Genomic DNA, 26668 nt, shown 5'->3' on the forward strand with positions numbered 1-26668 from the left:
ATTGTAGAACCGATGCTACACCTTCTAAGGTAGGAAAAGTCTCTTTGTTGCTTTTGCCACTGGCTACAGGGGTGCTCTTTCTGGGGCTTTTTTCGACGTGATCAAAGGAATGAATCTGTACCAACGTTTAGGGATAGTCACGATTTTAAGTACAGCGCTACTGGCGAGTTGTGCGCCCGCCTCGCAAAAGGGCACTCTCCTACTCTATGCCAATGGTGAAGAGCGCTTGCAAACGGGATGGACAAGCAAAGATGGCTGGAAGCTCGAGTTTGACCATGTCTATTTGACGTTGGGCACGGTGACTGCCTACCAAACCCATCCTCCCTTTGATTCTGAGGCGGGCGATCGCCCCGCAAGTGAAGTGACGGTTGTGTTTAGCGATCCTATGACGGTGGATTTGGTGAGTGATCAGCGTCCCCTTGTAGGCAGTGCTGCGGCGGCGGTGGGTCACTTCAATGCCCTGCAGTGGCAGACCCTCGCACCCAGTTTACAACTGGTGGGCACGGCGCAGCGGCGCGATCTCAAGGTGCCCTTTGACATTACGTTGGATCAGCCCTTGGCCTTTGTTTGTGGCGACTACATTGGCGATGAACGCAAGGGAATGGTCACAGCGAACAGTTCCGCTGAGCTAGAGATTACACTCCACTTTGATCATCTTTTCGGTGATGGGGCTGAACCGGCAACCGCCGAGATCAATCGAGACGCGTTGGGCTTTGACCCCTTTGCTGCCCTAGGCACTCCTGAGGGAGTCACGGTTGACTGGACAGGATTACAGCAAAAACTCAGCCCCCAAGAATTTCAAACACTGCTGACAGCTTTGCGGAGTTTGGGTCATGTCGGCGAAGGTCACTGTCGGGAGGTTTCCTCATGAAAACTGTTTTAGCGAGTGTGGCTACCTTAGGACTGATAGTTCCCCAAGCCCTTGCCCATGGGGTTGAGTTGCGCTACCAGCCACAGCAGGTCATTCGTGTTACGGCGCAATACGAGAGTGGTCAACCAATGGCTGGGGCCACAGTACAAGTCTTTGCCCCCGATCGCCCCCAACAGGCCGTCATCAGTGGTACCACCAATGCCCAAGGGGAATTTCAGTTTGTCCCCGATCGCCGCGGTCAGTGGCAGGTGCAGGTACGCCAAGGGGGACATGGCGGCCTACTCACGATTCCGGTAGCGACCCATGCCCAAGCAACGGCTGAAGTTGCTCTTACCGCCGTTCCCGAACCGCCAAGAACGGTTTCCCTGAGTCAATACACTCCCGCACAAATCACGGTCATGATCTTGGCAGTGCTCTGGGGTGCCATTGGCACGGCTTGTTTTGCTTGGTCGCGGCGGCGGCTGCCAGTGGAGTCGTAGTCATGCACATCCCCGATGGTTTAGTGCCGCCCCTGTGGTGTGGACTGGGTTATGCCGGTAGCGGTGGTCTCCTGTGGTGGTCTTGCCGCCGTTTGCAGCGGGCAACGGTGGATCCGCTGGCGATCGTCCCTCGTTTGGCTCTATTAACCACTGCCTTTTTTACCGCCTCTGCGGTTTATATCCCGCTGCCTCCCGCCAGTGTCCATCTCATGTTCCTTGGCAGTCTGGGGATTCTTTTGGGGGAAGGGGCAATGATAGCCGTCGTGGTGGGATTATTTCTACAGGCGGTGATGTTTGGTCATGGCGGTCTGACGACTTTGGGCCTCAATGCGCTGATCATGGGGATTCCAGCGCTCCTTGCCGCTGCTGTTTTTCGGGGGCTGTGGCATCGCTGTCCGCCAAGGGGGCGATCGCTCCTCGGGTTTATCCTTGGGGCGGGGGCTGTGCTGTTGGCTGTTCTCTTATTTGGCGCAGTGATTCTCCTGAGCCTGCCAGCACCCTTGGATCAACAGCGGGAATGGCTAGCGATCGCTGCGATTGGGATTGCCCATTTGCCCCTTGCTATGTTGGAGGGAGTGGTCACGGCTTCACTGCTGGTCTTTTTGGCCAAAGTCAAGCCAGAATTCCTGTCCCAAGGCGTATGCTTTTCCCGTGAAAATTCTCCTTACCCTACTGCCGACCCTCGCTGAACTCTACGGATTAATCTTTCTGTGCATGGGCATTGGCTATGGCAGTAGCCGTTTTTTGCCACCAACGACGGGGGCTTGGCTGGCGCAAGGGTTGTTCTGGGTGGGGACGCCCCTAACGGCATTTAGTTTTATTGTCACCACCCCGATTACGGGTCACAGTACGTTGGCTCCGCTATTGGCGTGGCTAGGAATGGGGATCGGCGTCAGCTTGGCGTGGCTGTGGTTGCAGCAATATCCCGCTCACACGCGGCAGGAGCAGGGCAGTTTTCTCTTGGCAACCATGGTGGGCAACACGGGTTTTATTGGCTTTCCCATTACTTGGCGACTGCTGGGGCAAGAGCACTTCAGTTGGGCGTTGTTTTTTGATCTGATGGGGACGCTCCTCATTTCCTATAGTGCTGGCATTGGTGTGGCGGCGAGTTTTGGCGATCGCGCCATTTCCATCGCAAAACTGCTGTGGCACATTGGCCGCAATCCAACCCTCTGGTGTGTCGGCATCGGACTGCTGCTACGACAACATCCCCTACCGGCGATCGCCCAACAGGGACTTTTAACCTTGGGGTGGTTAATGGTGATTGTTGGATTGATCTATATGGGCATCTGCCTCGGTGAGGCTCCCCTCAAACTCCGCTGGGAACGCATCATTCCCTGTCTGGCGATTAAGATGCTACTGGTGCCGCTGCTGCTGGGGGTAGGGTTAACTCTGATTGGGGTCACCGGGCTGCCGCGCCTCGGAATGGTGCTGCAAGCAGGCATGCCCCCCGCTTTTATGACGCTGATCTTGGCGGATGTTTATCACTTAGACCGCGCTTTTGCCGCCAGCTTAATTTTGACTAGTCTTTTTGCCTTAATTCTTTTCTTGCCCCTGTGGCTGGTGCTCTTTGCCGGCTAGGGGCATTGGGTTGCTTAATCGTCTGGGGTCAAACGCAACAGCAGGTACCCTGCGCCTAAACCAACCAGAACCAGCGTAAACGTAATTACCGCAGTATTGAAAATCTCTTCTGCCATAGGGCGGTCTCAGCTAACAAGAACTCATTTTAACCAATTTGGCTCCTTTGCTTACCACGGCTCCAAAACAGGTTCCCGCAGTAGCTCATGGGTACCACGATTCACGGTCAAGAAGATCCCGCGGGGTGTTTTGGTCAATAGATACGTGTACTCACCATTGACGGCTTCAAAATAGTACCCTTGAGGACTCCAATCCCGCAGGGGCAGCCGAATTGATAGGCGCGGATCCTGCTTGTGTCGTGCCATATAATAGGCGGGGCGATCGCCCCCACAGATATTCACCCAATAGCTACGAGTCTCCGTGGCCACAAAGGTACTTTCATAGGAGCGACAGGAAAGGGGGCGTGCCAGTGCCGCCAGTGGTGTCATCGTCAATAGGGCAACAGCCGCTAGGGTGGAGCCAACAAACCTCATGGTCATCTCGCCGCAATTTCTCACTCCAGTCTAGCCAAGGAGGCGGGAAAGGGTTTCACCCTCGGTAAGATAGATGATGACGACTGCTGTTTACCTTCAACAGGGATGCAATGACGCTCGCGATCGCCCCCTTTCCGATTACCGCCATTGTTGGTCAAGAAGCCATTAAACTTGCCCTGCTGTTGGCCGCCGTTGATCCCGGTTTGGGGGGGGTGATCATTGCCGGGCGGCGGGGGACTGCCAAATCTGTTCTTGCGCGGGGTATTCATGCCCTATTGCCCCCCATTGAAGTCATTGATCAAGGGGAGATCCCAGTACCGATCATTGCCAACCCCGATCCCGAACGTCCCCAAGACTGGGATAGCCGCTTGCAGGCTTGGCGCCAAAGTCATCCCGATGTCGCTTTGACCACCAAAGTGATTCCAGCCCCCTTTGTGCAAATTCCCCTAGGGGTCACCGAAGATCGCCTCTTGGGAGCTGTGGATGTGAGTCAATCGGTGCAGCGGGGTGAAGCGGTCTTTCAGCCCGGCCTCTTGGCGGCAGCCCACCGCGGCGTGCTCTATGTGGATGAAATCAATCTCTTGGATGAACAATTGGCCAATGTGCTGATGGCCGTGCTGAGTGCTGGGCGCAACCCAATTGAACGGGAGGGGATTAGTCTGGATCACCCCTGTCGTCCCCTGTTGATTGCCACCTTTAATCCCGATGAGGGAGAAGTGCCGCCCCATCTGCTGGACCGGTTTGCGATCGCCCTATCGGCGGATACGGTTCTGGGCTTAGATGAGCGGGTTGCAGCGGTGGATCATGCCACCCAATTTGCTGATTCGCCCCAAGCCTTTTTGCAGCAGTACGATGCTGAGCTAGAGGATCTGCGCACCCAAATTATTCTGGCGCGAGAATGGCTCAAGGAGGTAAAAATTCAACGGCAGCAAATTGCCTATCTGGTCACCGAAGCCCTACGGGGCGGTGTTCAAGGCCATCGAGCAGAACTCTTTGCGGTGCGGGTGGCCAAAGCCCATGCTGCCCTGAATGGCCGCAGTGAAGTGAATGCCGAAGATCTACGCCGCGCTGTTGAACTAGTGATTGTGCCGCGAGCCACGCAACTGGAACCGCCGCCGGAGCAACCACCGCCCCCACCTCCACCACCGCCCCCGCCGGAGAATCAGCAGTCTAACCCCGAAGAAGAACCCGATGAGCCAGAGACGCCACCCAAAGAACAGCAGGAAACGCCACCCATTCCTGAGGAATTTGTCTTTGAGGCCGATGGCACGGTCTTGGATGAGTCGGTGCTCTACTTTGCCCAACTGACCCAACGCCAAGGGAAATCGGGGAGTCGCAGCCTGATTTACTCCCAAGATCGCGGTCGCTATATCCGCCCCATTTTGCCCCGTGGCCGAGGGGGTCGAATTGCTGTGGATGCCACCCTGCGCAGCGCCGCTCCCTACCAAAAATCCCGTCGCCTACGCCAACCCCAACGCCGCGTCATTGTTGAAAACAGTGATCTGCGAATTAAACGTTTGGTACGCAAGGCGGGTGCCTTGATTATTTTTGTCGTGGATGCCTCTGGCTCCATGGCACTGAACCGCATGAATTCTGCCAAGGGCGCTGTTTTACGCCTATTGACCCAAGCTTATCAAAACCGCGATATGGTGGCGCTGATTCCCTTTCGTGGCGAGCAGGCAGAGGTGCTCCTACCCCCCACCCGATCCATTGAAGCGGCACGGCGACGCCTTGAAACCCTGCCCTGTGGGGGTGGCTCTCCCCTTGCCCACGGCCTGACCCAAGCGGTGCGAGTGGGTTTGAATGCCAAGCAAAGCGGTGAGATTGGTCAAGTGATGATTGTGGCCATTACCGATGGTCGGGGCAATATCCCCCTGAGCCGTTCCCTTGGCGAAACTATTCCGCCGGAGACCAAGCCCGATGTCAAAGCGGAAGTACTGGAAATTGCCGCTAAAATTCAAGCCTTGGGTCTGAAGCTCTTGGTGATTGATACCGAGAATAAGTTTGTTTCCACGGGGATGGGCAAGGAATTGGCCCAGCAAGCAGGGGGTAAGTATTACCATCTGCCCAAGGCCACCGATCAGGCGATCGCCCAAGTGACACAGAATGCCCTGCAATTTTAGCCACCAATAAAAAACCCTCCCCCCAGTTAGAGAGGAGAGAACCTAGCAAACTATTGGGGCAGTAAGCCTACATCATGCCGCCCATGCCCCCCATACCGCCATCCGCAGGAGCTGCCGGTTTCGGTTCCGGTTTTTCGACCACAAGGGCTTCTGTCGTCAGTACCATGCCGGCGATCGAACCAGCATTTTGCAGGGCAGAGCGTACGACTTTGGCAGGGTCAATAATACCGGCACTGACGAGGTCTTCATAGGTGCCCGTTGCGGCATTAAAGCCATAGTTAAAGTCACCGGCACGGACATTCTCGACGACTACGGCTCCTTCAACACCAGCATTGTCAGCAATTTGAGCCACCGGGGCTGCCAAGGCACTGGCAACAATGCGTGCCCCCGTTTGTTCCTCGGGACTGAGGCTAGGCAGCAGGGCATCAATGCGACTGGCCAAGTGAAGCAAGGTCACACCACCGCCGGGCACAATCCCTTCAGCCACTGCCGCTTTGGTGGCATTGAGGGCATCTTCGAGGCGGAGTTTGCGATCCTTCAATTCCGTTTCGGTGGCAGCCCCCACTTTGATCACCGCCACGCCGCCCACGAGCTTGGCAATGCGCTCTTGCAGCTTTTCTTTGTCGTATTCGGAGTCGGTCTCGGCCAATTGCTTCTTGAGCTGTTCGACCCGCTTTTGAATATCGGCTTTATTGCCTTTCTCGGACACAAGGGTGGTGGTGTCTTTGGTCACGGTGACGGAGGCGGCTTCTCCCAGCATGGTGATTTCCACATCATCTAGGGTCAGTCCCACTTCCTCAGAAATGACTTGACCGCCCGTGAGAATGGCAATGTCTTGAAGCATCGCTTTGCGCCGTTCGCCAAAGGCTGGGGCTTTCACGGCAACCACATTGAGGACACCCCGCAGTTTATTCACCACCAATGTGGCGAGGGCTTCGCCTTCTACATCTTCAGCAATGATCACGAGGGGACGACCACTGCGAGCCACTCTTTCTAGGGTGGGAATCAGGTCTTGGATACTGGTAATTTTTTTGTCCGTCAACAGCAGATAGGCATTGTTGAGTTGAACAATCATCCGCTCTGGATCGGTGACAAAGTAGGGGGAAATGTAGCCGCGATCAAACTGCATCCCCTCAACAATTTCCATTTCTGTATTCAGGGATTTCGATTCTTCAATGGTGATCACGCCATCTTTGCCGACTTTGGCCATGGCTTCACCAATCATGGCTCCCACTTCGGGGTCATTACCGGCAGAGACGGTGGCCACTTGGGCAATCATATCCCCTTCAACGGGTTTGGCCACTTCGGCAATGCCCTCGACAATGGTTTTGATCGCTTTTTCCATACCGCGCTTGAGGGCAATGGGATTAGCACCGGCAGCCACGTTTTTCAGGCCTTCACGGATCAGGGCTTGGGCAAGGAGGGTCGCTGTTGTTGTGCCATCACCGACGACATCATTGGTTTTGGCGGCCACTTCCCGAATCAGTTGGGCACCAGTATTTTCGTAGGCATCTTCCAGTTCGATTTCCTTGGCGATCGTCACACCATCGTTGACAATTTGCGGTGCGCCATACTTTTTCTCAAGCACCACGTTGCGCCCTTTGGGGCCAAGGGTAATTTTCACGGCATCGGCAAGGGCATTAATTCCGCGTTCGAGCGATCGCCGGGACTCTTCATGAAATGCGACTAATTTTGCCATGGGTGGCTATCCTTTAGTAACTTGGAGGTCATGATTGAGGGACTGCAAACTTAGCAGGCTTCAAGCCATTGTTTACAGTACTGTGGAAAACCAGTTGAGGGCAATGGCAGAAAATGTAGGGGATTCCGCACTTGCTCGCGTACACTGACAATAGACTGACAATAGATTAACAAGCTTCGCAGCCATGGCTGGCCGCCACCTCAATCAACAACGCCTACAGGTCTTCTTGTACGTCACCTTAATGCTCGGCATTGCCCTTGCAGCGGCCAAGGAGTATTTTTACTTGAACAATGGCCAAGGGGGGCAAGATTGGCAAATTGGTGCTCCACAGGTGGATGTCATTGCTGCTCAGCCAAAACGCTCCCTTGCGGAAATACGAGCCTTTGCCCTGCAATTGGTGAATCGCGATCGCCAGCTCAATGGACTGCCGCCCCTTGTTGCCGATGAATTACTCACAGAGGCCGCACAACGCCACGCCGAAGATATGCTCAAACGCCAATACTTTAGCCATACCAATCCCGATGGGCAATCCCCAATGGATCGCTTTATCGCCTTGGGGGGACGCGGTGGCGTCGGTGAAAATATCATGGAGCAGAAGGGCACCCCCGGATTGGTGCTCAACTATAAGCTGATTGAGCGGTTCCAAAAAGGCTGGATGTATAGTGAGGGGCACCGCCAAAATATCCTGCGGCCTGAATTTACCCGCTTTGGCTTTGGCATTGCTTTGAATTCAGCTCACGGAGAAGTCTATGCTGTACAGATGTTTGCACTGCCAGCCCAGTAAAGGCAGAGCATTGCTGCGCGGATCATTTCCAATGTAATCAATGTCAACTTAACCGCATTCGCTATGTTCACTGAAGAGATGTATGTTGTCCTTGAATCTACTGTCAGCGATGAGACCTTTCTCACGCCGATGGAGCTACAGGCCAAGCTGGTGGAGTATTTAACAGAAACCGATGTTTCCCTAACGCCGGATCTACTTGCTTTGCCCGATGTGGAAAGTCGTGCCCACTACCTCATGACAACGGGTTGTGAACTGCAATTACCCAATGGTGGCTACCTTCAGTGGTATGCCGTGCGTTTAGAAAAATAATCGTTACACAGAGTTACGAAACTCCTGCTCGGAAAATTCCGTTCTAATATAGATAAGGCTCTTGGATCAATCAAGGGTTCAGGCGATTATTTATTCTTTCGTGGTGTCCAAATCGTCAGGAATAGTAGGGTAACGAGACTGTGGCCGATCGCCGTCGTCAACAAAAGAAAAAACCGCAAATGACCTACAGCTGGCCGTTGGCGGGCACCTACCAAGCCCTTAGCTCGGCATCGGTGGATTTGATCTGGCGCAAAGTGGTGAATTTGGCCGATGTGTCGTGGCATCCCTTGATTTTGCGCACCAATGTGCCCTACGGACTCGTACCCAAGCCGGGGTTTATTTTCCAAGCCATGACGCGTTGGATTCCGTGGCCGATTCAGATTTTTGTCGAACGGGTATCACCGGGAAAACTGTTGAGTATTCGCATTTTGGTCTTGCCGGGGGTAGAGGAACGGGTAACCTATCGTTTAGAATCAACGGTCTGTGGGAGTCAGATTTCCTGCTCAGTGATGTTGCGGGGGTGGCTGGCGCCGCTGATTTGGTCACTGATTCGCGATTCTGCGGCAGGGTTGGCTGCCCGCTTAGCAGTTGCGGCTGAGGAAGATCCCCCCTCTGCTCAGCCCCCCATTGATCCCTGCTTAGGTTTTTAGACGGACAAAAGAAAACTCTATGCTCAGCGATAGCGATCGCGTTCGTGTTCTCAGTGAAGCCCTGCCCTATCTCCAAGCCTTTGCCGGGCGCACCTTTGTGGTCAAATACGGCGGTGCCGCCATGAAGGAAGAGCACCTCAAAGACTCGGTGATTCGCGATATTGTCTTTCTCTCCTATGTGGGGATTCGCCCTGTGGTGGTTCATGGCGGTGGCCCAGAAATCAATACTTGGCTTGGCAAACTCAACATTGAACCCCAATTCAAAAATGGGCTGCGCGTCACCGATGCCGCAACGATGGATGTGGTGGAGATGGTCTTGGTGGGTCGGGTCAACAAGGAAATTGTCACCCTGATCAATCAGGCGGGTGGTAAAGCAGTGGGGCTGTGCGGCAAAGATGGCAACCTGATTCGTGCCCGCGCCCAAGGGGAAGATAGCATCGGCTTTGTCGGTGAAGTACAGGGGGTGGATACCCGCGTGATTACGGCACTAGTGGAGAAGGGGTATATTCCCGTCATCTCCAGTGTGGCTGCCGATGATACTGGGCAAGCCTACAACATCAATGCTGATACTGTTGCTGGCGAGATTGCGGCGGCTTTGGGGGCTGAGAAGCTGATTTTACTGACGGATACCGCAGGTATTTTACGGGATTATCGCGACCCTAGTACTCTCATTTATCGCCTTGATATTGCCGAAGCGCGGCAACTCATTAAAGAGGGGGTTGTCTCTGGGGGGATGATTCCGAAAGTCACCTGTTGCGTGCGATCGCTCGCTCAAGGGGTGAAAGCAGCGCACATTATTGATGGCCGGGTGCCCCACGCCCTATTACTGGAAATTTTTACCGATTCGGGGATTGGCTCAATGCTCGTGGGTTCCAATGCAGCCTACGATCGCGCCTTTATTGATTGAAACTTTTTGCATGAAAAAGGGCGTCCTAGGGTATGACGAGGATGTTTTAGTGTAAGCGCCTATTACTTATGAAATTATTCTCTTTAATCCTAATTAGTAGCAGCTTAGCCACTAGCCTGACGCTGCCAGCAGGGGCCATTTCCCAACCCTACCCCCCAGTGGCGGTGAATAGTTTTATGGATACCTGCATCGAGCGTGGCCGCCGATCGGCTCCCCTTGTGCCCCGTTCAATGATGGGTAATATTTGTCAGTGCTCCATCAACTACATTCAACAGCGATTGAGCTACACTGATTTTCAAACCCTTGATCCCAACGGCGGTCAACCGCAATCTCCTCGCCAACAGCGGGCACAGCGGGTTCTCGATGAAAGTGTGAACTACTGCATTCGCCAGCAACTGGGGGTCTAGGCACTTTTGGAGCCTGCTGAGCGTCGGAAAATTTAGCCTGCGATCGCCAACGGCCAAGGCAAGTCTTTGTGCTAGATTGGGCGTAGGCTAAAGGATCGAAAATTTAGGACGAATCATATGGGAATCACACACCGCACGCTCGTTGTCAGTACGACAGTGGTCATGACGGCATTGGTTGCTGTCACGGGTGCGGGTCTGCACTGGTCCCGTAGCCTAGCGGGTTTCCGCCAAAGTCCTAAGGAACTGGTGGATGAAGTATGGCAGGTCATTGACCGTGAATACGTTGATGCCACCTTCAATGGCAATGACTGGCGTGCCGTGCGGCGGGAGTTTCTCTCTCGGAACTACACCAAACCCGAGGATGCTTACAAGGCAGCACGGGAAATGCTCGAGAAGCTCAATGATCCCTACACCCGCTTTATGGATCCGGAGCAGTTTCGCTCCATGCAAATTGAAACCTCTGGTGAACTCACAGGGGTAGGTATCACCATTACCCAGGACGAAAAGACCAAAGAAATCACCGTGGTTTCCCCCATTGAAGGGAGTCCCGCCGCTGAGATGGGTTTAATGGCCAAGGATGTGATCCTGAAAATTGATGGCAAATCCACCAAGGGCATGGATCTCAACCAAGCTGTCAGCATGATCCGTGGCCCGGTGAATACAAAAGTGCGCCTGACGATCCAGCGGGGCGATCAAATCTTGAACTATGAGATCACCCGTGCCCGCATTGAAATTCATCCCGTTCGCCACAGTTTGCGCCAAACTCCCCAAGGCCCTGTCGGCTATATTCGCCTTGTCACCTTTAGCTCCAATGCAGCAGCAGAAATGCGCGCCGCCATTCGGGAGTTAGAAAAGCAAGGCGTTGAAGGCTATGTTCTGGATTTACGCTCCAATCCAGGCGGCCTACTCTTTGCTAGTGCTGAAATTGCCCGCATGTTTCTACCGCAGGGCGATATTGTCTCTACGGTCAATCGCCAAGGGGAAGCAGAACGCTTACGTGCCGGTCGCGGCTTCTTGACCAATAAGCCCCTTGTGGTGCTCATTGATGGCGGCTCGGCTAGTGCCAGCGAAATCCTCGCAGGTGCCCTACAGGATAATGGCCGTGCCGTGTTGGTGGGAACGCGCACCTTTGGGAAAGGCTTGGTGCAGTCCGTCCAGCCGGTGGGGGAAGGGGCAGGGATTGCAGTGACGATCGCCAAATACTTTACTCCCAGTGGCCGTGATATTAACAAGAAAGGCATTGAACCCGATATTGAAGTCACACTCACGGAGCAGCAGCGGGAACAACTGACGCGCGATGACATTGCCACTGATCGCGATCCTCAATTTACACGGGCCCTTGCGGTTCTCAATGAACGCATCCTAGCAGAGCGACGCAATACCCAATCAGCGCGTCCTCCCCAGACAGCCAATCCTTAAGTTCACTCAGTTAGGTGAGCACCGTGGCCGACCACCGCCGACAAGCCCAGCGGGTATTGTTCTTGGCGCTAGGGGTCAATGTTGCCCTGACGGCCATTAAAGCCATTGTTGGTGTTCTCAGTCGCTCATTGAGTTTACAGGCCGATGCCCTGCATAGCTTGACCGATGCCGGGAGTAGCATACTGGGCTTAGTGGCCATGCAGTGGGCTAACCCCCATCCCGATCGCGACCATCCCTACGGTCACCAAAAGTTTGAAGCCCTCGGTGCATTGGGGATTGCCGCCTTTCTGGGCATGGTGTGCTTTGAGATTTTACAAAGTGCGGTTGAGCGCCTGCTGCATAAAAGCAGTGCCGTGACGATCACAGGGGCAGAACTGTGGATTGTGATCCTTGTCCTTGGCATGAATATCGGCCTTACTCTCTATGAACACCACATGGGGCGCAAGCTGAATAATTCCGTGCTCATTGCTGATGCCAAGCATACCCTGAGCGATGTCTGGACAACGATTATTGTTCTTTTGGGGCTGATTGGGGTGTGGACCTTCAACTGGGCCTGGCTGGATGTGGTGTTGGCATTTCCCGTCGCGGCCCTTGTGTTTTGGAGTGCGTGGGAAGTCCTCAAAAGCAACATTCCTTGGCTGGTGGATGAGATGGCGATCGCCCCCGAAGCCATCCATGAGCTAGTGATGACCGTGCCCGGTGTGGTTAATTGCCACGACATTAGCTCACGGGGAATGGTGGGACGGCAAGTCTTTATTGAGATGCACTTAATTGTCGAGGCGCAAGATATTCCCACGGCCCATGACATTACCGAGCAAATTGAAGCCCTGCTGCAAGACCGCTATGGACCGGCTCGCATTGTCATCCACGTCGAACCCCCCAACTACGAATCCAGTCAGATCAGCTTCTCTTAGGTGATTTTTGCTATTTTTTGAGCATCTGCGCAAAGCAACTGAGGAGTGACCCTGTGGTGTACGACTGCATTGTTGTTGGTTCAGGCCCTGCGGGCGGTGCGGCTGCCTATCACTTGGCTAGGCAAGGCCGGCGGGTGTTGGTTCTGGAAAAGGAAGCTCTGCCCCGCTACAAGCCCTGTGGGGGAGGTGTGTCGCCCCAAGTGCAAGCTTGGTTTGACTTTGACTTTACTCCTGCTATCTCGCTGAAGCTGACGCAAATGGTCTGTACGTGGCAGGGTGGGGAAGCGCAAGTGCTGGAACTGCCCCCAGAGCACGCAGTATGGATGGTGCGCCGCGATGTGTTTGATCATTTTCTGATTCAACAGGCGCAGCAACAGGGGGCGCAGGTAGCGGCTCAAACTCCCGTTACAGGTCTAACGTGGGGGGGCGATCGCTGGCAGGTGCATACGTCCAAGGGGGATTTCACAGCGCAGTATTTGATTGGCTGTGATGGTGCCAAAGGTTCAATGGCCAAGTGGTTGGGCTTCCAACATCGTCAGCAGCGTATAGGAGCAGCCATTGAGGTTGAAGCAGCCATGCCCAATCATTCCCTGAGGGCAGCCCACTTTGACTTTGGTCGCGTTCACAATGGCTACATTTGGAACTTTCCTAAACGGGAGGGCTACTCGATTGGTGTGGGCACGTTTTCCCTAAAACGCAAGCAAAATCTGAGGGCGATCGGGGCAGCATATGCTGAAACCTTTGGCGTTGATTTCAGTCAAGTCAAGGTCTATGGCCACCCCCTCTACTGTTGGCAGCGGCACCAGCGCCTGCACACCCAAAATGCCCTCCTTGCCGGGGAAGCGGCCTGTATCGTTGATCCGTTTACTGCCGAAGGCATTCGTCCCTCGCTGTTGACTGGCATGTTGGCCGCCCAAGCCATCGATCGCGCCCTCAATGGTGATCCAGAGGCTCTCGCAGACTATTCCCGTCAAGTCCAACAGGCGTGGGGAGCGGATATGGTCTGGGCAAAACGTCTAGCGACTCTTTTTTATCGGATGCCCCACATGGCCTATGAAGTGGCCATCAAACGTCCCAGCGCCCTGCAACGGATGGGGCAAATTCTCTGCGGTCAGTTGCGTTACCGCGATGCAGCAGCCAATGGCCTGAAATTGTTGGCAGCGGGGTTGAGAGTGCCGACGGTTTTCCGTTAATGCCGATAGGGATGCTCCCTGAGCTGCCTTCTATAATGTTGGTGCAGCCTAACTTTAGGAACACGAGTGGTGAGCAGTCCCATTGAGCAGCGCAAGGCCGAGCACCTCGAGCTTTGTATTCAAGGTGATGTCAGTCATCAAGAAGTCACCACCGGTTTCGAGAAGTATCGCTTTCGCCATTGTGCCCTGCCCGAACTGGACTTTGCCGAGATTGATCTGAGCGTCGAGTTTTTGGGTTGGCGACTCGCTGCCCCCCTACTGATTTCCTCCATGACCGGTGGCACCCCCCAAGCGGGAGACATCAATCGCCGTTTAGCCCGGGTGGCGCAACAAAAGGGAATTGCCATGGGTGTCGGTTCCCAGCGAGTGCTGCTGGAGCATCCAGAGGTGGCGACCACGTTTGCCATTCGTCAAGAGGCACCCACTATCCCCCTCTTAGCCAATCTTGGCGCGGTGCAGTTGAACTATGGCTGTGGCGTCAATGAATGCCAAAAGATTATTGATCTCCTAGAGGCAAATGCTTTGATTTTGCACCTCAATCCCCTGCAAGAAGCCGTCCAAACGGGGGGCGATCGCAACTTCAAGGGACTGTTGACGAAAATTGGTGTTCTCTGCCGTGCCCTACCGGTGCCGGTGATTGTGAAGGAAGTGGGCAATGGTATCAGTGCCGATGTGGCCAAGCAACTCGTGGATGTGGGAGTAGCCGCTATTGACGTGGCGGGGGCAGGGGGAACCTCTTGGGCTAAGGTGGAAGCAGCGCGTGCTCAGGATGGGCGTCAGCAGTACCTCGGAGCAGCCTTTGCCGAATGGGGCATGCCTACGGCGCAGTGTCTGGAGCAAATTCATCCTGCCCTACCAGATACACCCCTAATTGCCTCCGGCGGACTTCAAAATGGCATTGATGTGGCCAAGGCTCTTGCCCTCGGTGCTAGTCTTGCCGGTTTAGCGCGCCCCTTTTTGCAGGCCGCCCATCAATCAGAGGAGACACTTGCGCAACGCATTGATTTTATCCTTGAGGAATTGAAAACCGTGCTGTTTTGTACCGGCAGTGCCACCCCCCAAGCCCTCTATCAGCGCCGCTGTCTCGAAAGGATCTAGCGGGGGTCTTCAAGGATCGTGCGCAGCCACGGGGGCGGATCTGGAATTGGATTGCCCAATCGCTCCAACAGTGTCCATGCCAAAATATGCACCACTAAGGCATACACCGTGGACTGGAAAAAGACAAGTAGCAGTGCCACGACTTGGATCAGGGTCACCGTTGGCTCCAGCAGCAGGTTGAGGTTGACCAGCACCCAATCAATGAAATTCGTGACCTGCTGATTGAAGTAAATCCAGAGGTTTTCCCCGAGCAGAATGGACACAAGACTAATCTGAAAGAAAAATCCTGCGGTGCCAATCACTGCGCCACTGAGGATGGAACGTCCCCAGCCTTCTTTTTTGGCCCAACAGCCGCCAAAAATCACCCCCATCATGCCATGGGGCAAGAGAAATTGCAGACTGCGGGGTGGCCCCATCAACACAGAAAGGAGCAAGGCACTGACAATGGCCGCCATCCAAGCGGCGCGGCGGTTCCAGCGTAAATACACCAAGGCAATGGGAATTGGAAAAAATAGGCGCAAGACTGGACCAATGGGCAAATAAAAGTTAATCACCCACAGCAGGGCAGCGGTACTGGCAAGGAAGGCCGTTTCCGTAATGACAAGGGTGCGCTGAATTTGCGATCGCCCCAAGGCTTGGGACTGCTCAGGGGGCACAATGGCTTCGACGTCGGGAAAATCATCCTCTAGGGAATCCGTTGGGTTCATTGATTGCAGATAACCTTTTTTCTCTACACTCTAGCAAGCTTTACTGCCAGCTCTCAAACTGGATATAGCGCCCTGAAAAATCCTTTGCTGATAGTTAGAATCGGGGGTAAGGTATTCCTATCAAACTTACATGTTAATTTATGTGCCGTCTTTATGCCTATATGGGGCGCAAAACGTCCCTTGCCCATGCCTTGGTGGATGCTCCCCATTCCCTGTTGGTGCAAAGTTATCAACCCCGCGAAATGACGGCGGGACGCTTAAATGCCGATGGCTTTGGGGTGGGCTGGTATGCTGCCCGCCAAGATGTGCCCCCCTTTCTTTATCGGCAAACGCTGCCCATGTGGCATGATATTAACTTTACTGAGCATTTAAGCCGCTACATTCAATCTACCTGTTTTTTGGCCAATGTCCGCAGTGCCACACCGGGTCAACCCGTGCAGATGACGAATACGCAGCCCTTTCGCTGGGGACGCTGGCTGGGGGTGCACAATGGCTTTATCGAGAACTTTCGCCAAACCCTCTACCGCCCTATGCGCGATCGCCTGTCGGATATTTGTTACAACATTGTTGAAGGCTCTACAGACTCTGAGCACCTCTTTGCCCTGTTTTGCAATGAATTAGTGTTGAATCCGCAGCTGTCACCGTTGATGGTACTGCGGCAAACACTGCAAATTGTTTTTTCCCTAGCGCAGGCAGCGCGTACCAGTGTCAGTGCCGCCATGATTCTGACTGATGGCGTCTATATTCTCGCCACCCGCTGTGCGCGGGGCACACCACCCCCCACCCTGTACTGGAGTCAAGATGCCGAGAAAATTCAACTCACCTCAGAGCCGGTAGATCAGCAAACGGAGTGGTATCCTTTACCCGAAAATAAACTGCTGTTGATGAGTTTGCAGAGTGAACCAGAGATTTATACCTTCTGAGACCTCAACCCCGTTTAATCCTTGGGATCGCGAAGCCCTTTGGCAAGCCTTTCAGAACCAGCGGCAATTTACACGCCAACTTGTGGCTGAGTTGAGCGAGGCCGTCCTTTGTGCGCAGCCCCATCCCCTCTATAGTCCCGTGGGGTGGCATTTGGGACACATTGGCTACACAGAAGCTTTTTGGCTTTTGCCGGAATCCTCAGGGGTGAGCGATCGCGATCGCTATTGGTATGCCGCCGATGGCCGCCCCAAGGCCGAACGACAGCATCTACCGCCGCGTGGCCAGCTACTTGACTACTTAGCAGAGATTCGCCAAAAGACGGGCGATCGCCTCTACAGTCTTAGCGACGAGCAGTGGCAACGGGAAGTCCGTCTCTGGTGGTGGATTTTGCAGCATGAAGCCCAACACAGTGAAACGATGCAAATGGTGCTGGCGATGCAGGGGATTTTCACCACCTTGCCCCCTCTCCTATCGTCGCCTCAGTCTTGGCAACGGATTGCCGCTGGCAGTTATGTCATTGGCAGTGAAGACCTCTTAGCCCTTGATAACGAGCAGCCAGTCCAGAGTGTCGAACTACTTCCTTTTACGATTGATGCGGCACCGCTGACCTGGCGGGAATTTCTCACCTTTGTGGAAGCGGGTGGTTATCAGCGGCGGGAATGGTGGTCCAGCAGTGGTTGGGAATGGCGCGAAGCAGAGGGGATCACAGCACCCTTTTACCCCGTTCCTGAGGATTTGGACTTACCTATGTGGGGACTCAGTTTCTATGAGGCTGAAGCCTATGGCCATTTCCAAGGCAAACGTCTCCCCAGTGAACGGGAATGGGAGATTGCTGCTCAGCAGGGACTCTTGAATCAGGGCTACGTTTGGGAGTGGACGCAAAGTCCCTTTGCCCCCTATCCGGAGTTCCAGAGCTATCCCTACCGGGGGTATTCTGCGCCCTACTTTGATGGCAAGCATTTTGTTCTAAAAGGCGGTAGTCACTGGACGCGCCCCATTCTCAAGCGACCCTCATTTCGCAATTGGTATAGCCGCACCACCCGTGAGGTGTTTGCCGGCGCCCGCTATGTTCAACTAGAAGCACTCCCGATTGAGTCTGAGGCCTAGATCTGGGTGAAGTGGGTTAATTTTGTGCCCAAGTTCCCCGTGATCCTGTGATCCTTTTCACGGGCACTCTCCTTAGGCTTCGCCAGAATCAGACTATCAACTATCCTCTTGCGAGGCACCTTATGAGAAACTTCGCTTTTTCCGCTTTGCTTGTCCTAACTGGAACCCTAGCTCACACTGTCACAGCATTGGCACTTCCCACAGCAACGCTGCAAGGTCGCATCTTTTTTGGCGATCAAATGGGCAATGTTGCACCGGCTGCCTGCTCAGCGATTCAAGTTGTTGCTAAACCGCAAAATTTACCGCCCATCAAGGTATTTGCTACTGGTCCTGCCGCTGGTGCTCAGGATGGTCAATGTACCTTTAAGATGACTAATGTGCCAGCAGGTATTCCCATTGAATTAAGCGCCGTTTACAGCGATTTGCTCTCCTATCCCGAAAAAACGTACCCCAGTCCTGCCGGCAAGTGGCAAAATCCCTTTGTTCTGCGCCCCGCTCAGGTGCATGTCAGGTACATTGAACTGGATGGCAAACCTTAGTTTGTTGGCTATTGAAGCTGAGCAAACGAAGCACCGTTCCTCAGTAAAGAAAGTTTGAACAAGATGACCCCCAAGCGATGAGTGCGACTCAAACTCCCTAAACTAGGGACAAGGGCATAGGGGCGTTTTGATGTCAATTGCTGAGGAATTCCGCCAACTGCAAACGCGACTCTTGGAGTGCTGGGACGGGACAGAAACGTTTATTCCTGAACTACCCAAGGGTCCCGGCGGCATTGAGCGCGATATTGTGGTGGTGCCTTCCCTGAGCTTTCCCCAACCGGAGCTGGCCAAGATCACCGGCTATACCCACTACGAGGAGCGGCAACTCTATACGCTGATCCAGTTGCGGAATCCGCGTACCCGCATGATCTACGTGACGTCCCAGCCGCTGCACCCCAGCATTATTGACTATTATCTGGATTTACTCCCCGGCGTACCCAGTTCCCATGCCCGCGATCGCCTGCTGCTGCTGGCCACCTACGATCGCTCCGATAAACCCTTGACTGCGAAAATTTTAGAGCGGCCTCGCCTTTTGCAGCGGATTCGTCAAGCCCTGCGTCCCAACCAAGCCTACATGGTGTGTTTTAACTCCACCCCTTTGGAGCGGGAACTGGCGGTACGCTTAGGCATTCCCCTCTACTCGACGGATCCCGACCTCCTCTACTGGGGAACCAAGGCGGGCAGTCGGGAACTTTTTGCGGCCGCAGGCATTCCCCATCCGATGGGCAGCGGTTTTTTGCAGGGGGTACCGGAACTGGTGCGCGCGATCGCTCACCTCCAAGAGAAATCTCCTGAACTGCAACGGGTGGTGGTGAAACTCAATGAGGCTTTTTCCGGAGAAGGCAATGCTCTTCTTGATCTGCGCCCACTGCGCCCCCTTGGCAGCCCACACACCCCCGATCATCTACAACGGATTGAAAATAGCCTAGAGGAGATGGTCTTTCAGGCGCCTAATGAAACTTGGCTCTCCTATCGGCAGCGATTTATGGATCTGGGTGGCATTGTCGAAGCCTTTGTGGAAGGGACAGTCAAGCGATCGCCCAGTGTCCAAGGCTGCATTACCCCCAAAGGCAGTGTTGAAATTGTCTCCACCCATGAGCAGTTACTCAATGCCCCCACAGGTCAAATTTTCATTGGCTGTGAATTTCCTGCCCATGCCGACTATCGCCAACAACTCCAAGAATTGGGGCAAAAGGTAGGGACGTACTTGGCACAGCAGGGGGTGATCGGCTGTTTTGGTGTGGACGTTGTTGCCACCCAGACAACAGCAGGGTGGGAGCTTTACGCCATTGAAATTAACCTGCGCAAGGGTGGTACCACGCACCCCTTCATGACCTTAAAATTCCTCACCGATGGCCACTATGAGCTAGCCTCTGGACTGTTTTACAGCAAGCACCGCCGTCCCAAGTATTACATTGCCTCCGATAACCTCTGCCAACCCCACTATCGCGGCCTCCTGCCCAATGATCTCTTGGATATGATTGCCCGCTACCATCTCCACTTTGACTCCAGCACCGAAACGGGCACTGTCTTTCACCTCATGGGGGCACTCTCGGAATTTGGTAAGCTGGGACTCGTCAGCATTGGTAACACCCCCGAAGAAGCCCAAGCCATCTACGACCAAACCATTGGCGTTCTCGATGCTGCGGCGCTATAGGTCTCTCATGTGCCCACCCCCTGCATAGACAGGGGTCTGAGAATCTCGCTACAATTGGCAACGTTCACTGTGAAGAGCAGCCTGTAGGGAAAATCCAGTGCAAGTCTGGTGCTGTGCCGCAGCTGTGATGGGGAACCCCCCTCAGCCAGAATGCCTACTTGCTGTGGTTCACTCTGTTTGCCTGCGTCGCACGGGCATGGAGTTTCAACGTGGTTGTTACGCTCAACGATTCCATTCTCAATCCCCTCGGTTTTAGCCTCGATTTACCCCCTCTCCCCCAATCTCGACCGCTTTTACTCGTCGGTCATGGGACGCGCGATCCGGAAGGTCGCCAAGCATTTTTGGACTTTGCCCAAGCCTATTATCAACTGGATCCCTGCCGGCCTGTTTTTCCCTGTTTTCTGGAGTTAACGGAACCCTCGATTTTTGAGGTGCTCAGCCAGTGTGCTGCCGCAGGCCATACAGACTTGTCAGTGCTGCCAGTTTTACTCTTTGCTGCTCGCCACAATAAGTTTGACGTTACCAATGAGTTGGATCGGGCGCGGCGGGCGTTTCCGCAATTGCGCTATCACTATGGCCGCCACTATGGCATTGCCCCCGAAATTTTAACCCTGTGGCGATCGCGCCTTGAACGCTTGGACTCACCAGAATTTAATCCCCAAGGCATTGGCCGCGAAGAAACCGTTCTCCTAGTGGTGGGACGCGGCTCCAGTGATCCCGATGCCAATGGCGATGTCTTTAAGCTAGCCCGCATGCTCTGGGAAGGCAGTGGCTACAAAACCGTTGAGGTCTGCTTTATTGGCATTACCCATCCCCGCCTACCCGAAGGATTTGGGCGGACGAATCTTTACCAGCCCCGCCGCGTCATTGTCCTGCCCCACTTCATGTTTACAGGGGCACTAGTCAAGAAAATCTATACCCTTACCGCAGAAGCCCAAGCCGCCTATCCCAGTGTTGAATACGTGAACCTACCGGAAATTGGCCTGCACCCGCAACTATTTTATCTCACGCGGCAGCGGGAAATTGAAACCCATACGGGGCAGGTGGCCATGAACTGTGAAGCCTGCAAATTCCGCTTGGTGGCAGGCCATAGCCATCATCACCACCATCATCAGGATCATGAGCACCCCTCCCACAGCCATGGTCACGGGGGGCATCACCCTCACCACCATCACCATGGATCAACCGTGGACTTGGATCACTTGCCCAGTTACCACCAACGCATTTGGCAAGTTCCCTAGGCATCGCTCCCCAGTGAAAATGTTAGAGTAAATGATGACTGCTACTCTTTCTCAAGCTTAGATAGGGCTTGTCTATGCGTATTAAATATCCTCCCCAGACGGTTGACCGGGTGTTAATTTTTGATACCACCCTGCGGGACGGTGAACAGTCGCCGGGTGCCTCGCTGAATGTGGATGAAAAACTGGCGATCGCCCGTCAACTGGCGCGACTGGGGGTGGATATTATTGAAGCAGGCTTTCCCTTTGCCAGTCCCGGTGACTTTGAGGCGGTGCAGCGGATTGCTGAAACCGTGGGCACCGAAACGGGGCCAGTGATCTGTGGCTTGGCTCGTGCCACCCGCCAAGATATTGAAGCAGCAGCAAAAGCCCTCAAACCCGCCTACTATCCGCGGATTCACACCTTTATTGCCACCTCGGATATCCACCTAGAGTACAAACTGAAGAAAACCCGCGCTGAGGTACTGGAAATTGCCCCCGAAATGGTGGCCTATGCCAAGTCCTTTGTGGATGATGTTGAGTTTTCCCCTGAGGATGCCGGGCGTTCGGATCCTGAGTTTCTCTATCAAGTTTTGGAACGGGTGATTGACGCCGGTGCCACAACAATTAACATTCCCGACACGGTGGGTTACACCACCCCCGCCGAGTTTGGCGCCCTGATCAAAGGCATCAAGGAAAACGTGCCGAATATTGATCGTGCCGTCATTTCAGTCCATGGTCACAACGACTTGGGCTTGGCCGTTGCCAACTTCCTCGAAGCAGTCAAAAATGGGGCACGGCAACTGGAGTGTACGGTTAACGGCATTGGGGAGCGCGCCGGCAATGCTGCCCTTGAGGAATTGGTGATGGCTCTCTATGTGCGGCGGCAGTACTTCAATCCCTTCCTAGGCCGTCCCCCCGAATCAGAAGCACCCCTGACCAATATCAACACCCGCGAAATTTACAAAACCTCCCGCTTGGTCTCCAATCTAACGGGCATGTTGATTCAGCCCAATAAAGCGATCGTCGGTGCCAACGCCTTTGCTCACCAATCAGGCATTCACCAAGATGGCGTCCTCAAGCACAAGCAAACCTATGAAATCATGGACGCCCAACTCATTGGCCTTGCCGATAACCAAATTGTTTTGGGTAAACTCTCTGGTCGCAATGCCTTTGCCACCCGCCTGCGCGAGCTGGGCTTTGAACTCAGTGAAACGGAACTCAACAAGGCGTTTTTGCGCTTTAAGGAACTGGCCGACAAGAAAAAAGAAATCACTGACTGGGATCTAGAAGCTATTGTTAAAGATGAAACCCAAGCCATTGATGTTCAAGGCTACCAGCTGGAATTTGTGCAGGTCTCCTGTGGCGATCGCGCCCGCCCCACCGCCACCGTAACCATCCGTCTGCCCAGTGGTGAGGAGCTGACAGATGCCGCTATTGGCACAGGCCCTGTGGATGCCGTCTATCGTGCCATTAACCGCGTGGTGCAAATTCCCAATCGCCTCATTGAGTATTCCGTGCAGTCAGTGACCGCGGGAATTGATGCCATCGGCGAGGTGACCATTCGCCTGCAACATGGGGATCGCATTTACTCGGGCCATGCCGCCAATACAGATATTATTGTTGCTTCGGCTCATGCCTATATGAATGCCCTCAATCGTCTCTATCGCGGGCTCCAGCAGCAACGCCTCCACCCCCAGACCGCTGAGGTTCATGGTGGAACCACTCCCTAAGCCCCTTGAGCACCACGGCATCTACCCCTGCCCCATTTGCCGCCATGGCCAAATTGCCCCAATGGTGCTCATGGAAACCCATGCCTGTAACTTTTGCCGCCACATTTTTACCCTTAATCCTGAGCGCCAAACGGCTCGCCTTGAAGATGGGGCGATCGCTTTTCGCTGGCAGTGGACAGGTACAGGCTGGCGATCGCTCCACCGCCCCTCTTCTCAGGTCACCGTTGTTGGCCTTGTGTTAGCTATTTTGCTCATCATTTTACCGCCAACCCTCATCTGGCTAGCCTATGCCCTGTTTCCGCCCCTAGAAGCAGGAGTTTGGCGCTGGCTTCCCCTGCTTTGGACCGGCCTCACCTTAGCTGCCCATGCCCTACTCTTTGGGCCTGTTTTAATGGCTATTTTGTCCCCCGAAAGGGAGATGTGAGACCTTAGACAGCGAGGGGTGCCACCGCTGACTCAGCAGCACTGTTCTGATAACCTCTGAAATCTCGGTGGTTGACAGCTACACCATTGACGACAATCCCAAGCAGCTTTTGCTGTAAACTCAGATCACAAGCCTGTAGTGCCTGAGCAAAAGCTTCGCGTCGCGTTTTCTTTAACCGCACAACCAAGAGCGCCCGCTCCACCGCTGCCAGAACCCGATGCGCCTCCGCAGCAGCCAAGATCGGCGGCACATCCAGAATCACGCAGTCAAAGGTATCCTTAGCGCCCTCCAAGAAATCAAACCACCGCGCAGAACTCAGCAGTATCATCGGCTCTTGCTGAACCTGACCCGCCGTCAGTACCCAAAGTCTTTCCGCACGATTTGCCAAAAGACTGAACCAGTGGGGAAAAGGCATTTCCCCTTGCAACAACTCCCCTAGGCCTGCGACATTGGGAATGCCAAGTCCTTGATGCATGCTGGGCTGACGCAAATTGGCATCCACCAGTAAGACCCGTTTTCCCATCGCCGCTGCTGCAACCGCAAGGTAAATCGCAAGGGTCGTTTGTCCTTCTTTGCCCGCTGTACCCGTTATTGCCAAAGAGCGCGGCAATCCCAGCGACTCTAGCTGCGTCAACAGGAAGTAAAAACTTTCCCTAAAAGCAGGTGTGGCACTCGGCAAACGGTGCTGCAATCCCCAGAGCGTCAACGGCGTTTCTAGGCGACTAAAGGCCAATTGATCAAATGTCTTCGTCAGAGGAATCTCGCCAAGAATCGGCAAGGGAGTTTGTTGGCGAATTTGCTCCACTTCTAGGAAACGATCATCCAACCAATCGAGCACTAGAGCTAGAAATAGCCCCGACACTCCCCCCAGCATCAAAGCTATCACCAGTGCCCGTAATAAACGCTGGGTTACCTGATATTCTTCCTTGTTGTCAATATCTGAGAGGACTCGCCATGTGAAGTCTCGTTGCGCAATCTGCAGTTGGAGGGACTGTCGAGCTTGCAGTAATAACCTCAGAGATTCCTGTGCTGCTGCAAAACGTTGCTCAATCTTGCGGTAAGGATTGGCAAGGCGTATTACTCGCGATATCTCTGCCTCGGTGGCCTGAATTTGGTTGCTTAATTCAGCATCTGCCCTCCGCAGCGCTTCAAGCTCAATTCTGGTCTCTATGTACTTCTCGATTAGAGACCCAGAAACGGCACTTTGATAACCAATCAGCGTTTCGGGTTGACGAACTTGATCTTGATTTCTAATCGTAATCTGTCGCGCTTCCTGTCTGGCTTGCTCTAGCAGTAGTCGTTTTTCTTCCTGTAGCGCTTGCACCGTCGGTGAGTTTTCATTCACCTTGGCCTGCTCCCCAGCTAGCTTGGTTTCCGTTTCTGTTAATTTTATTAGCAACTCCTGATAGCTTTGAGAAGCAGCTAGATTGGCAGCAGCAAGTGCCTCAGCAGGAGACAGCCTTAACTGTGCTTCGAGGGAGTTAAACGTTGCCTGAGCCGACTCCAATTTTACTCTATTTTCATTTCTTGCAGAGATCAAATTATCCAAAAGACTAAGATAAGTTTCAAGATCGCTGCTGCCAGAGGCCACAGAGGTAAACTGGGAAGCAACTAGGTCAGGTCGTACTACCCGATTCTGAAAGCGAAATTGGTTAAGTTGATCCTCCAGATCGTCAATTTGACTCAGGGTCTTCTGAATTTCTTGGTTAACATAGCGCAGATTATCCGCTATTTGGTTCTGCTTTTCTTCTTCACTAAATCTTTTTAATTCTTCAACAAGGATTCCTAGGAGTGATTCTATCTTTTCTTTTTCTCTTGCAGAAAATTGGATTTCTATAATCTTTTGACTTGACTGATCTAGTAGTCTATTACCTGAGGTTAGTTTCGCTGGCTGGATTTTCAAGGATCCAATAAAAGATTGATACGAATATCGTTTTGGATCTAGATCAGGATTTTCTACTAAAAATTTCTCATAAATTGGACGCAAAACAATATCGCTATTGAGTACCTGAACCAAAGTTGCCACATCACCTTTTGTTTCAGCTGACAAAAGGGGCAGGGATATTGGAGCAAGCTGACGGAGTGACTCTAAAGATGTTCCTGGCCGAGCGCCTGAGGATTGGATAGGTTCAACCTGCACCAACACAGAGTGTCGATAGCTTCTCAAAAAGAGGTAAGAGTATCCCAAAAAGCCAATTGAGACTAGTGCACCTGCCAATATGCCAACTGCTGAGCGCCGCTTCAGCCCGCGAAGTACTTGATCAATGGTCACCTTATCAATTGGCTGCGGCTGCCACAAACTTGGCCGAGAGGCTTCAGAGGGCAACGACAAATGGTTATTTTCACTTGACATAGGGCAAACTCAACTCGTTAGATACCATAGTACTCACGATACCAGTGGACAAATCGCTGTACGCCTATCTCAACAGGAGTTGTGGGTTCGTAGCCTGTGTCTGCCCTAAGTTCGAGCACATCCGCGTAGGTATCGGGGACATCGCCCGGTTGCAGAGGCAGAAGATTTAACTGCGCTTTCTTCCCAAGATAGGTTTCTAAAAGTTCAATATACCGTAGGAGTTCGACGGGGCGGTGGGCACCAATGTTGTAAACACGCCAAGGTGCGAGACTAGTGGCCGGATCAGGATTTTCGCCACTCCATGAAGGGTTGGGTGTGGCAGGTCGATCCAGCACCCGTAGAATCCCCTCGACAATGTCATCAATGTAAGTAAAGTCGCGGCGATGCTTACCATAATTAAAGACAGGCAACGGTTCATTATTCAAAATGGCTTTCGTAAACTTAAAGAGTGCCATGTCGGGGCGCCCCCATGGGCCATAGACGGTAAAAAAGCGCAGTCCAGTAGTGGGCAGGTCATAGAGGTGGCTGTAGGTATGTGCCATCAGTTCATTGGCTTTCTTGGTGGCCGCATAGAGACTCAAGGGGTGATCAACATTATCGTGAACCGAAAAAGGCAGTTTTTTATTGGCACCATAGACGCTTGAGGTGCTGGCATAGACGAGATGCTCTACCTGATGGTAGCGACAGGCTTCCAAAATGTGGATAAAACCTACAATATTACTGTCAATATAGGCCAAGGGATTCTCAATCGAGTAGCGTACACCCGCTTGCGCTGCTAAGTGGATGACCCGTTGGGGGGTAAAGTCTCTAAAGAGTTGGTTCACCCCTGTACAATCTACGAGGTCAATTTTTCTGAATACAAATTGATCACCTGCCGTAAAAGGGCTGAGTCGCTCAAGGCGAGCTTTCTTAAGGTTGACATCGTAGTAATTGTTCAGATTATCGAGACCAATCACGCGATCGCCCCGCTTAAGTAGTTCCAGTGCTACTGCATTGCCAATAAACCCAGCAACACCCGTCACCAAAATATCCATCTTGATTCC

Annotated in this window: 27 protein-coding genes and 1 riboswitch; of the genes, 21 read left to right on the plus strand and 6 right to left on the minus strand. The window is 53.5% G+C overall.

The window, feature by feature from the left end; translation table 11 throughout:
* The first annotated feature begins 109 nt into the window (after nt 1–109).
* The 4 genes from RHJ31_RS11820 to RHJ31_RS11835 are packed head-to-tail and all read left to right on the plus strand — an operon-like array spanning nt 110 to nt 2931.
* Nucleotides 110–871 carry a DUF4382 domain-containing protein gene (locus tag RHJ31_RS11820; protein ID WP_302676723.1) on the plus strand — a complete coding sequence of 254 codons (762 nt, stop codon included), beginning with the start codon at nt 110–112 and terminating at the stop codon, nt 869–871.
* Nucleotides 868–1350 carry a carboxypeptidase-like regulatory domain-containing protein gene (locus RHJ31_RS11825; protein ID WP_286625419.1) on the plus strand — a complete coding sequence of 161 codons (483 nt, stop codon included), beginning with the start codon at nt 868–870 and terminating at the stop codon, nt 1348–1350. The genes RHJ31_RS11820 and RHJ31_RS11825 overlap by 4 nt, the downstream gene beginning before the upstream one ends.
* On the plus strand, nt 1308–2039 hold the full coding sequence (gene cbiM / locus RHJ31_RS11830; RefSeq protein ID WP_302676724.1) for a cobalt transporter CbiM: 732 nt from the start codon (nt 1308–1310) through the stop codon (nt 2037–2039). The genes RHJ31_RS11825 and cbiM overlap by 43 nt, the downstream gene beginning before the upstream one ends.
* Nucleotides 2002–2931, plus strand: a complete 930-nt coding sequence (locus tag RHJ31_RS11835) for an AEC family transporter (protein ID WP_302676725.1) — start codon at nt 2002–2004, stop codon at nt 2929–2931. Before cbiM ends, RHJ31_RS11835 begins: the two co-directional genes overlap by 38 nt.
* Nucleotides 2932–2945: 14 nt before the next feature.
* Here the strand turns inward: RHJ31_RS11835 and petM are convergent, their stop codons facing one another.
* Together petM and RHJ31_RS11845 are read right to left on the minus strand one after the other, a co-directional pair.
* The gene (gene petM / locus RHJ31_RS11840; RefSeq protein ID WP_011057256.1) at nt 2946–3047 is read right to left on the minus strand and encodes a cytochrome b6-f complex subunit PetM; all 102 of its coding nucleotides are present in this window, start codon (nt 3045–3047) and stop codon (nt 2946–2948) included.
* Nucleotides 3048–3098: 51 nt separating this feature from the next.
* Nucleotides 3099–3467: a hypothetical protein gene (locus tag RHJ31_RS11845; RefSeq protein ID WP_206201184.1), complete on the minus strand. Its 369-nt coding sequence runs from the start codon at nt 3465–3467 to the stop codon at nt 3099–3101.
* A gap of 104 nt (nt 3468–3571) precedes the next feature.
* Between RHJ31_RS11845 and bchD the strand changes: the two genes are divergently transcribed.
* On the plus strand, nt 3572–5584 hold the full coding sequence (gene bchD, locus RHJ31_RS11850; protein ID WP_302676727.1) for a magnesium chelatase ATPase subunit D: 2013 nt from the start codon (nt 3572–3574) through the stop codon (nt 5582–5584).
* A gap of 67 nt (nt 5585–5651) precedes the next feature.
* Here the strand turns inward: bchD and groL are convergent, their stop codons facing one another.
* Entirely contained in the window at nt 5652–7283 is a 1632-nt protein-coding gene (groL, locus tag RHJ31_RS11855) for a chaperonin GroEL (RefSeq protein ID WP_206201182.1), read from the minus strand.
* Between the two features lie 184 nt (nt 7284–7467).
* Here groL and RHJ31_RS11860 point away from each other — a divergent pair, with 184 nt between their 5' ends.
* The 9 genes from RHJ31_RS11860 (at nt 7468) to fni (ending at nt 14964) form a co-directional block, all read left to right on the plus strand.
* On the plus strand, nt 7468–8067 hold the full coding sequence (locus tag RHJ31_RS11860; RefSeq protein ID WP_206201181.1) for a CAP domain-containing protein: 600 nt from the start codon (nt 7468–7470) through the stop codon (nt 8065–8067).
* A 63-nt stretch (nt 8068–8130) separates the two neighbouring features.
* The gene (locus RHJ31_RS11865) at nt 8131–8376 is read left to right on the plus strand and encodes a chlororespiratory reduction protein 7 (RefSeq protein WP_302676728.1); all 246 of its coding nucleotides are present in this window, start codon (nt 8131–8133) and stop codon (nt 8374–8376) included.
* 179 nt (nt 8377–8555) lie between these two features.
* Nucleotides 8556–9026, plus strand: coding sequence for an SRPBCC family protein (locus RHJ31_RS11870; protein ID WP_315862992.1), 471 nt, complete (start codon nt 8556–8558; stop codon nt 9024–9026).
* Nucleotides 9027–9045: 19 nt separating this feature from the next.
* Nucleotides 9046–9933: an acetylglutamate kinase gene (gene argB / locus RHJ31_RS11875; protein ID WP_302676730.1), complete on the plus strand. Its 888-nt coding sequence runs from the start codon at nt 9046–9048 to the stop codon at nt 9931–9933.
* Nucleotides 9934–10001: 68 nt separating this feature from the next.
* Entirely contained in the window at nt 10002–10340 is a 339-nt protein-coding gene (locus RHJ31_RS11880; RefSeq protein ID WP_190278045.1) for a hypothetical protein, read from the plus strand.
* Nucleotides 10341–10457: 117 nt separating this feature from the next.
* Nucleotides 10458–11759, plus strand: coding sequence for a carboxyl-terminal processing protease CtpC (gene ctpC, locus RHJ31_RS11885; RefSeq protein ID WP_302676731.1), 1302 nt, complete (start codon nt 10458–10460; stop codon nt 11757–11759).
* A 23-nt stretch (nt 11760–11782) separates the two neighbouring features.
* Nucleotides 11783–12673, plus strand: coding sequence for a cation diffusion facilitator family transporter (locus tag RHJ31_RS11890; protein WP_302676732.1), 891 nt, complete (start codon nt 11783–11785; stop codon nt 12671–12673).
* A 56-nt stretch (nt 12674–12729) separates the two neighbouring features.
* Entirely contained in the window at nt 12730–13866 is a 1137-nt protein-coding gene (locus RHJ31_RS11895; RefSeq protein ID WP_302677820.1) for a geranylgeranyl reductase family protein, read from the plus strand.
* A gap of 69 nt (nt 13867–13935) precedes the next feature.
* Nucleotides 13936–14964, plus strand: coding sequence for a type 2 isopentenyl-diphosphate Delta-isomerase (fni, locus tag RHJ31_RS11900; protein ID WP_302676733.1), 1029 nt, complete (start codon nt 13936–13938; stop codon nt 14962–14964).
* On the opposite strand, the gene RHJ31_RS11905 is transcribed toward fni, so the two are convergent.
* Nucleotides 14961–15671 carry a DUF2232 domain-containing protein gene (locus RHJ31_RS11905; RefSeq protein ID WP_149820125.1) on the minus strand — a complete coding sequence of 237 codons (711 nt, stop codon included), beginning with the start codon at nt 15669–15671 and terminating at the stop codon, nt 14961–14963. The two genes, fni and RHJ31_RS11905, sit on opposite strands and share 4 nt — an antisense overlap.
* Before the next feature lie 140 nt (nt 15672–15811).
* On the opposite strand from RHJ31_RS11905, the gene egtC reads away from it, so the two are divergent.
* From egtC to RHJ31_RS11940, 7 genes are all read left to right on the plus strand, one after another.
* Nucleotides 15812–16594 carry an ergothioneine biosynthesis protein EgtC gene (gene egtC, locus RHJ31_RS11910; protein WP_310438484.1) on the plus strand — a complete coding sequence of 261 codons (783 nt, stop codon included), beginning with the start codon at nt 15812–15814 and terminating at the stop codon, nt 16592–16594.
* Complete coding sequence (locus RHJ31_RS11915; protein ID WP_206201171.1) at nt 16569–17702, plus strand: SUMF1/EgtB/PvdO family nonheme iron enzyme; 1134 nt, start codon at nt 16569–16571, stop codon at nt 17700–17702. The genes egtC and RHJ31_RS11915 overlap by 26 nt, the downstream gene beginning before the upstream one ends.
* A gap of 122 nt (nt 17703–17824) precedes the next feature.
* On the plus strand, nt 17825–18241 hold the full coding sequence (locus RHJ31_RS11920; RefSeq protein ID WP_310445814.1) for a hypothetical protein: 417 nt from the start codon (nt 17825–17827) through the stop codon (nt 18239–18241).
* Nucleotides 18242–18371: 130 nt separating this feature from the next.
* Entirely contained in the window at nt 18372–19898 is a 1527-nt protein-coding gene (locus tag RHJ31_RS11925) for a peptide ligase PGM1-related protein (RefSeq protein WP_302676736.1), read from the plus strand.
* A 35-nt stretch (nt 19899–19933) separates the two neighbouring features.
* A riboswitch (cobalamin riboswitch) is annotated at nt 19934–20075 on the plus strand.
* 32 nt (nt 20076–20107) lie between these two features.
* Entirely contained in the window at nt 20108–21139 is a 1032-nt protein-coding gene (locus RHJ31_RS11930; RefSeq protein WP_302676737.1) for a sirohydrochlorin chelatase, read from the plus strand.
* A 74-nt stretch (nt 21140–21213) separates the two neighbouring features.
* Nucleotides 21214–22848, plus strand: coding sequence for a 2-isopropylmalate synthase (locus RHJ31_RS11935; RefSeq protein ID WP_206201168.1), 1635 nt, complete (start codon nt 21214–21216; stop codon nt 22846–22848).
* Entirely contained in the window at nt 22829–23272 is a 444-nt protein-coding gene (locus RHJ31_RS11940) for a hypothetical protein (RefSeq protein WP_302676738.1), read from the plus strand. Before RHJ31_RS11935 ends, RHJ31_RS11940 begins: the two co-directional genes overlap by 20 nt.
* Before the next feature lie 4 nt (nt 23273–23276).
* Here the strand turns inward: RHJ31_RS11940 and RHJ31_RS11945 are convergent, their stop codons facing one another.
* Together RHJ31_RS11945 and RHJ31_RS11950 are read right to left on the minus strand one after the other, a co-directional pair.
* Nucleotides 23277–25625, minus strand: coding sequence for a tyrosine-protein kinase domain-containing protein (locus RHJ31_RS11945; protein WP_302676739.1), 2349 nt, complete (start codon nt 25623–25625; stop codon nt 23277–23279).
* 17 nt (nt 25626–25642) lie between these two features.
* Nucleotides 25643–26659 carry an NAD-dependent epimerase gene (locus tag RHJ31_RS11950; protein ID WP_302676740.1) on the minus strand — a complete coding sequence of 339 codons (1017 nt, stop codon included), beginning with the start codon at nt 26657–26659 and terminating at the stop codon, nt 25643–25645.
* Nucleotides 26660–26668: the final 9 nt, after the last annotated feature.

Source organism: Thermosynechococcus sp. JY1331, assembly GCF_031583475.1.
Classification (GTDB): Bacteria; Cyanobacteriota; Cyanobacteriia; order Thermosynechococcales; family Thermosynechococcaceae; genus Thermosynechococcus.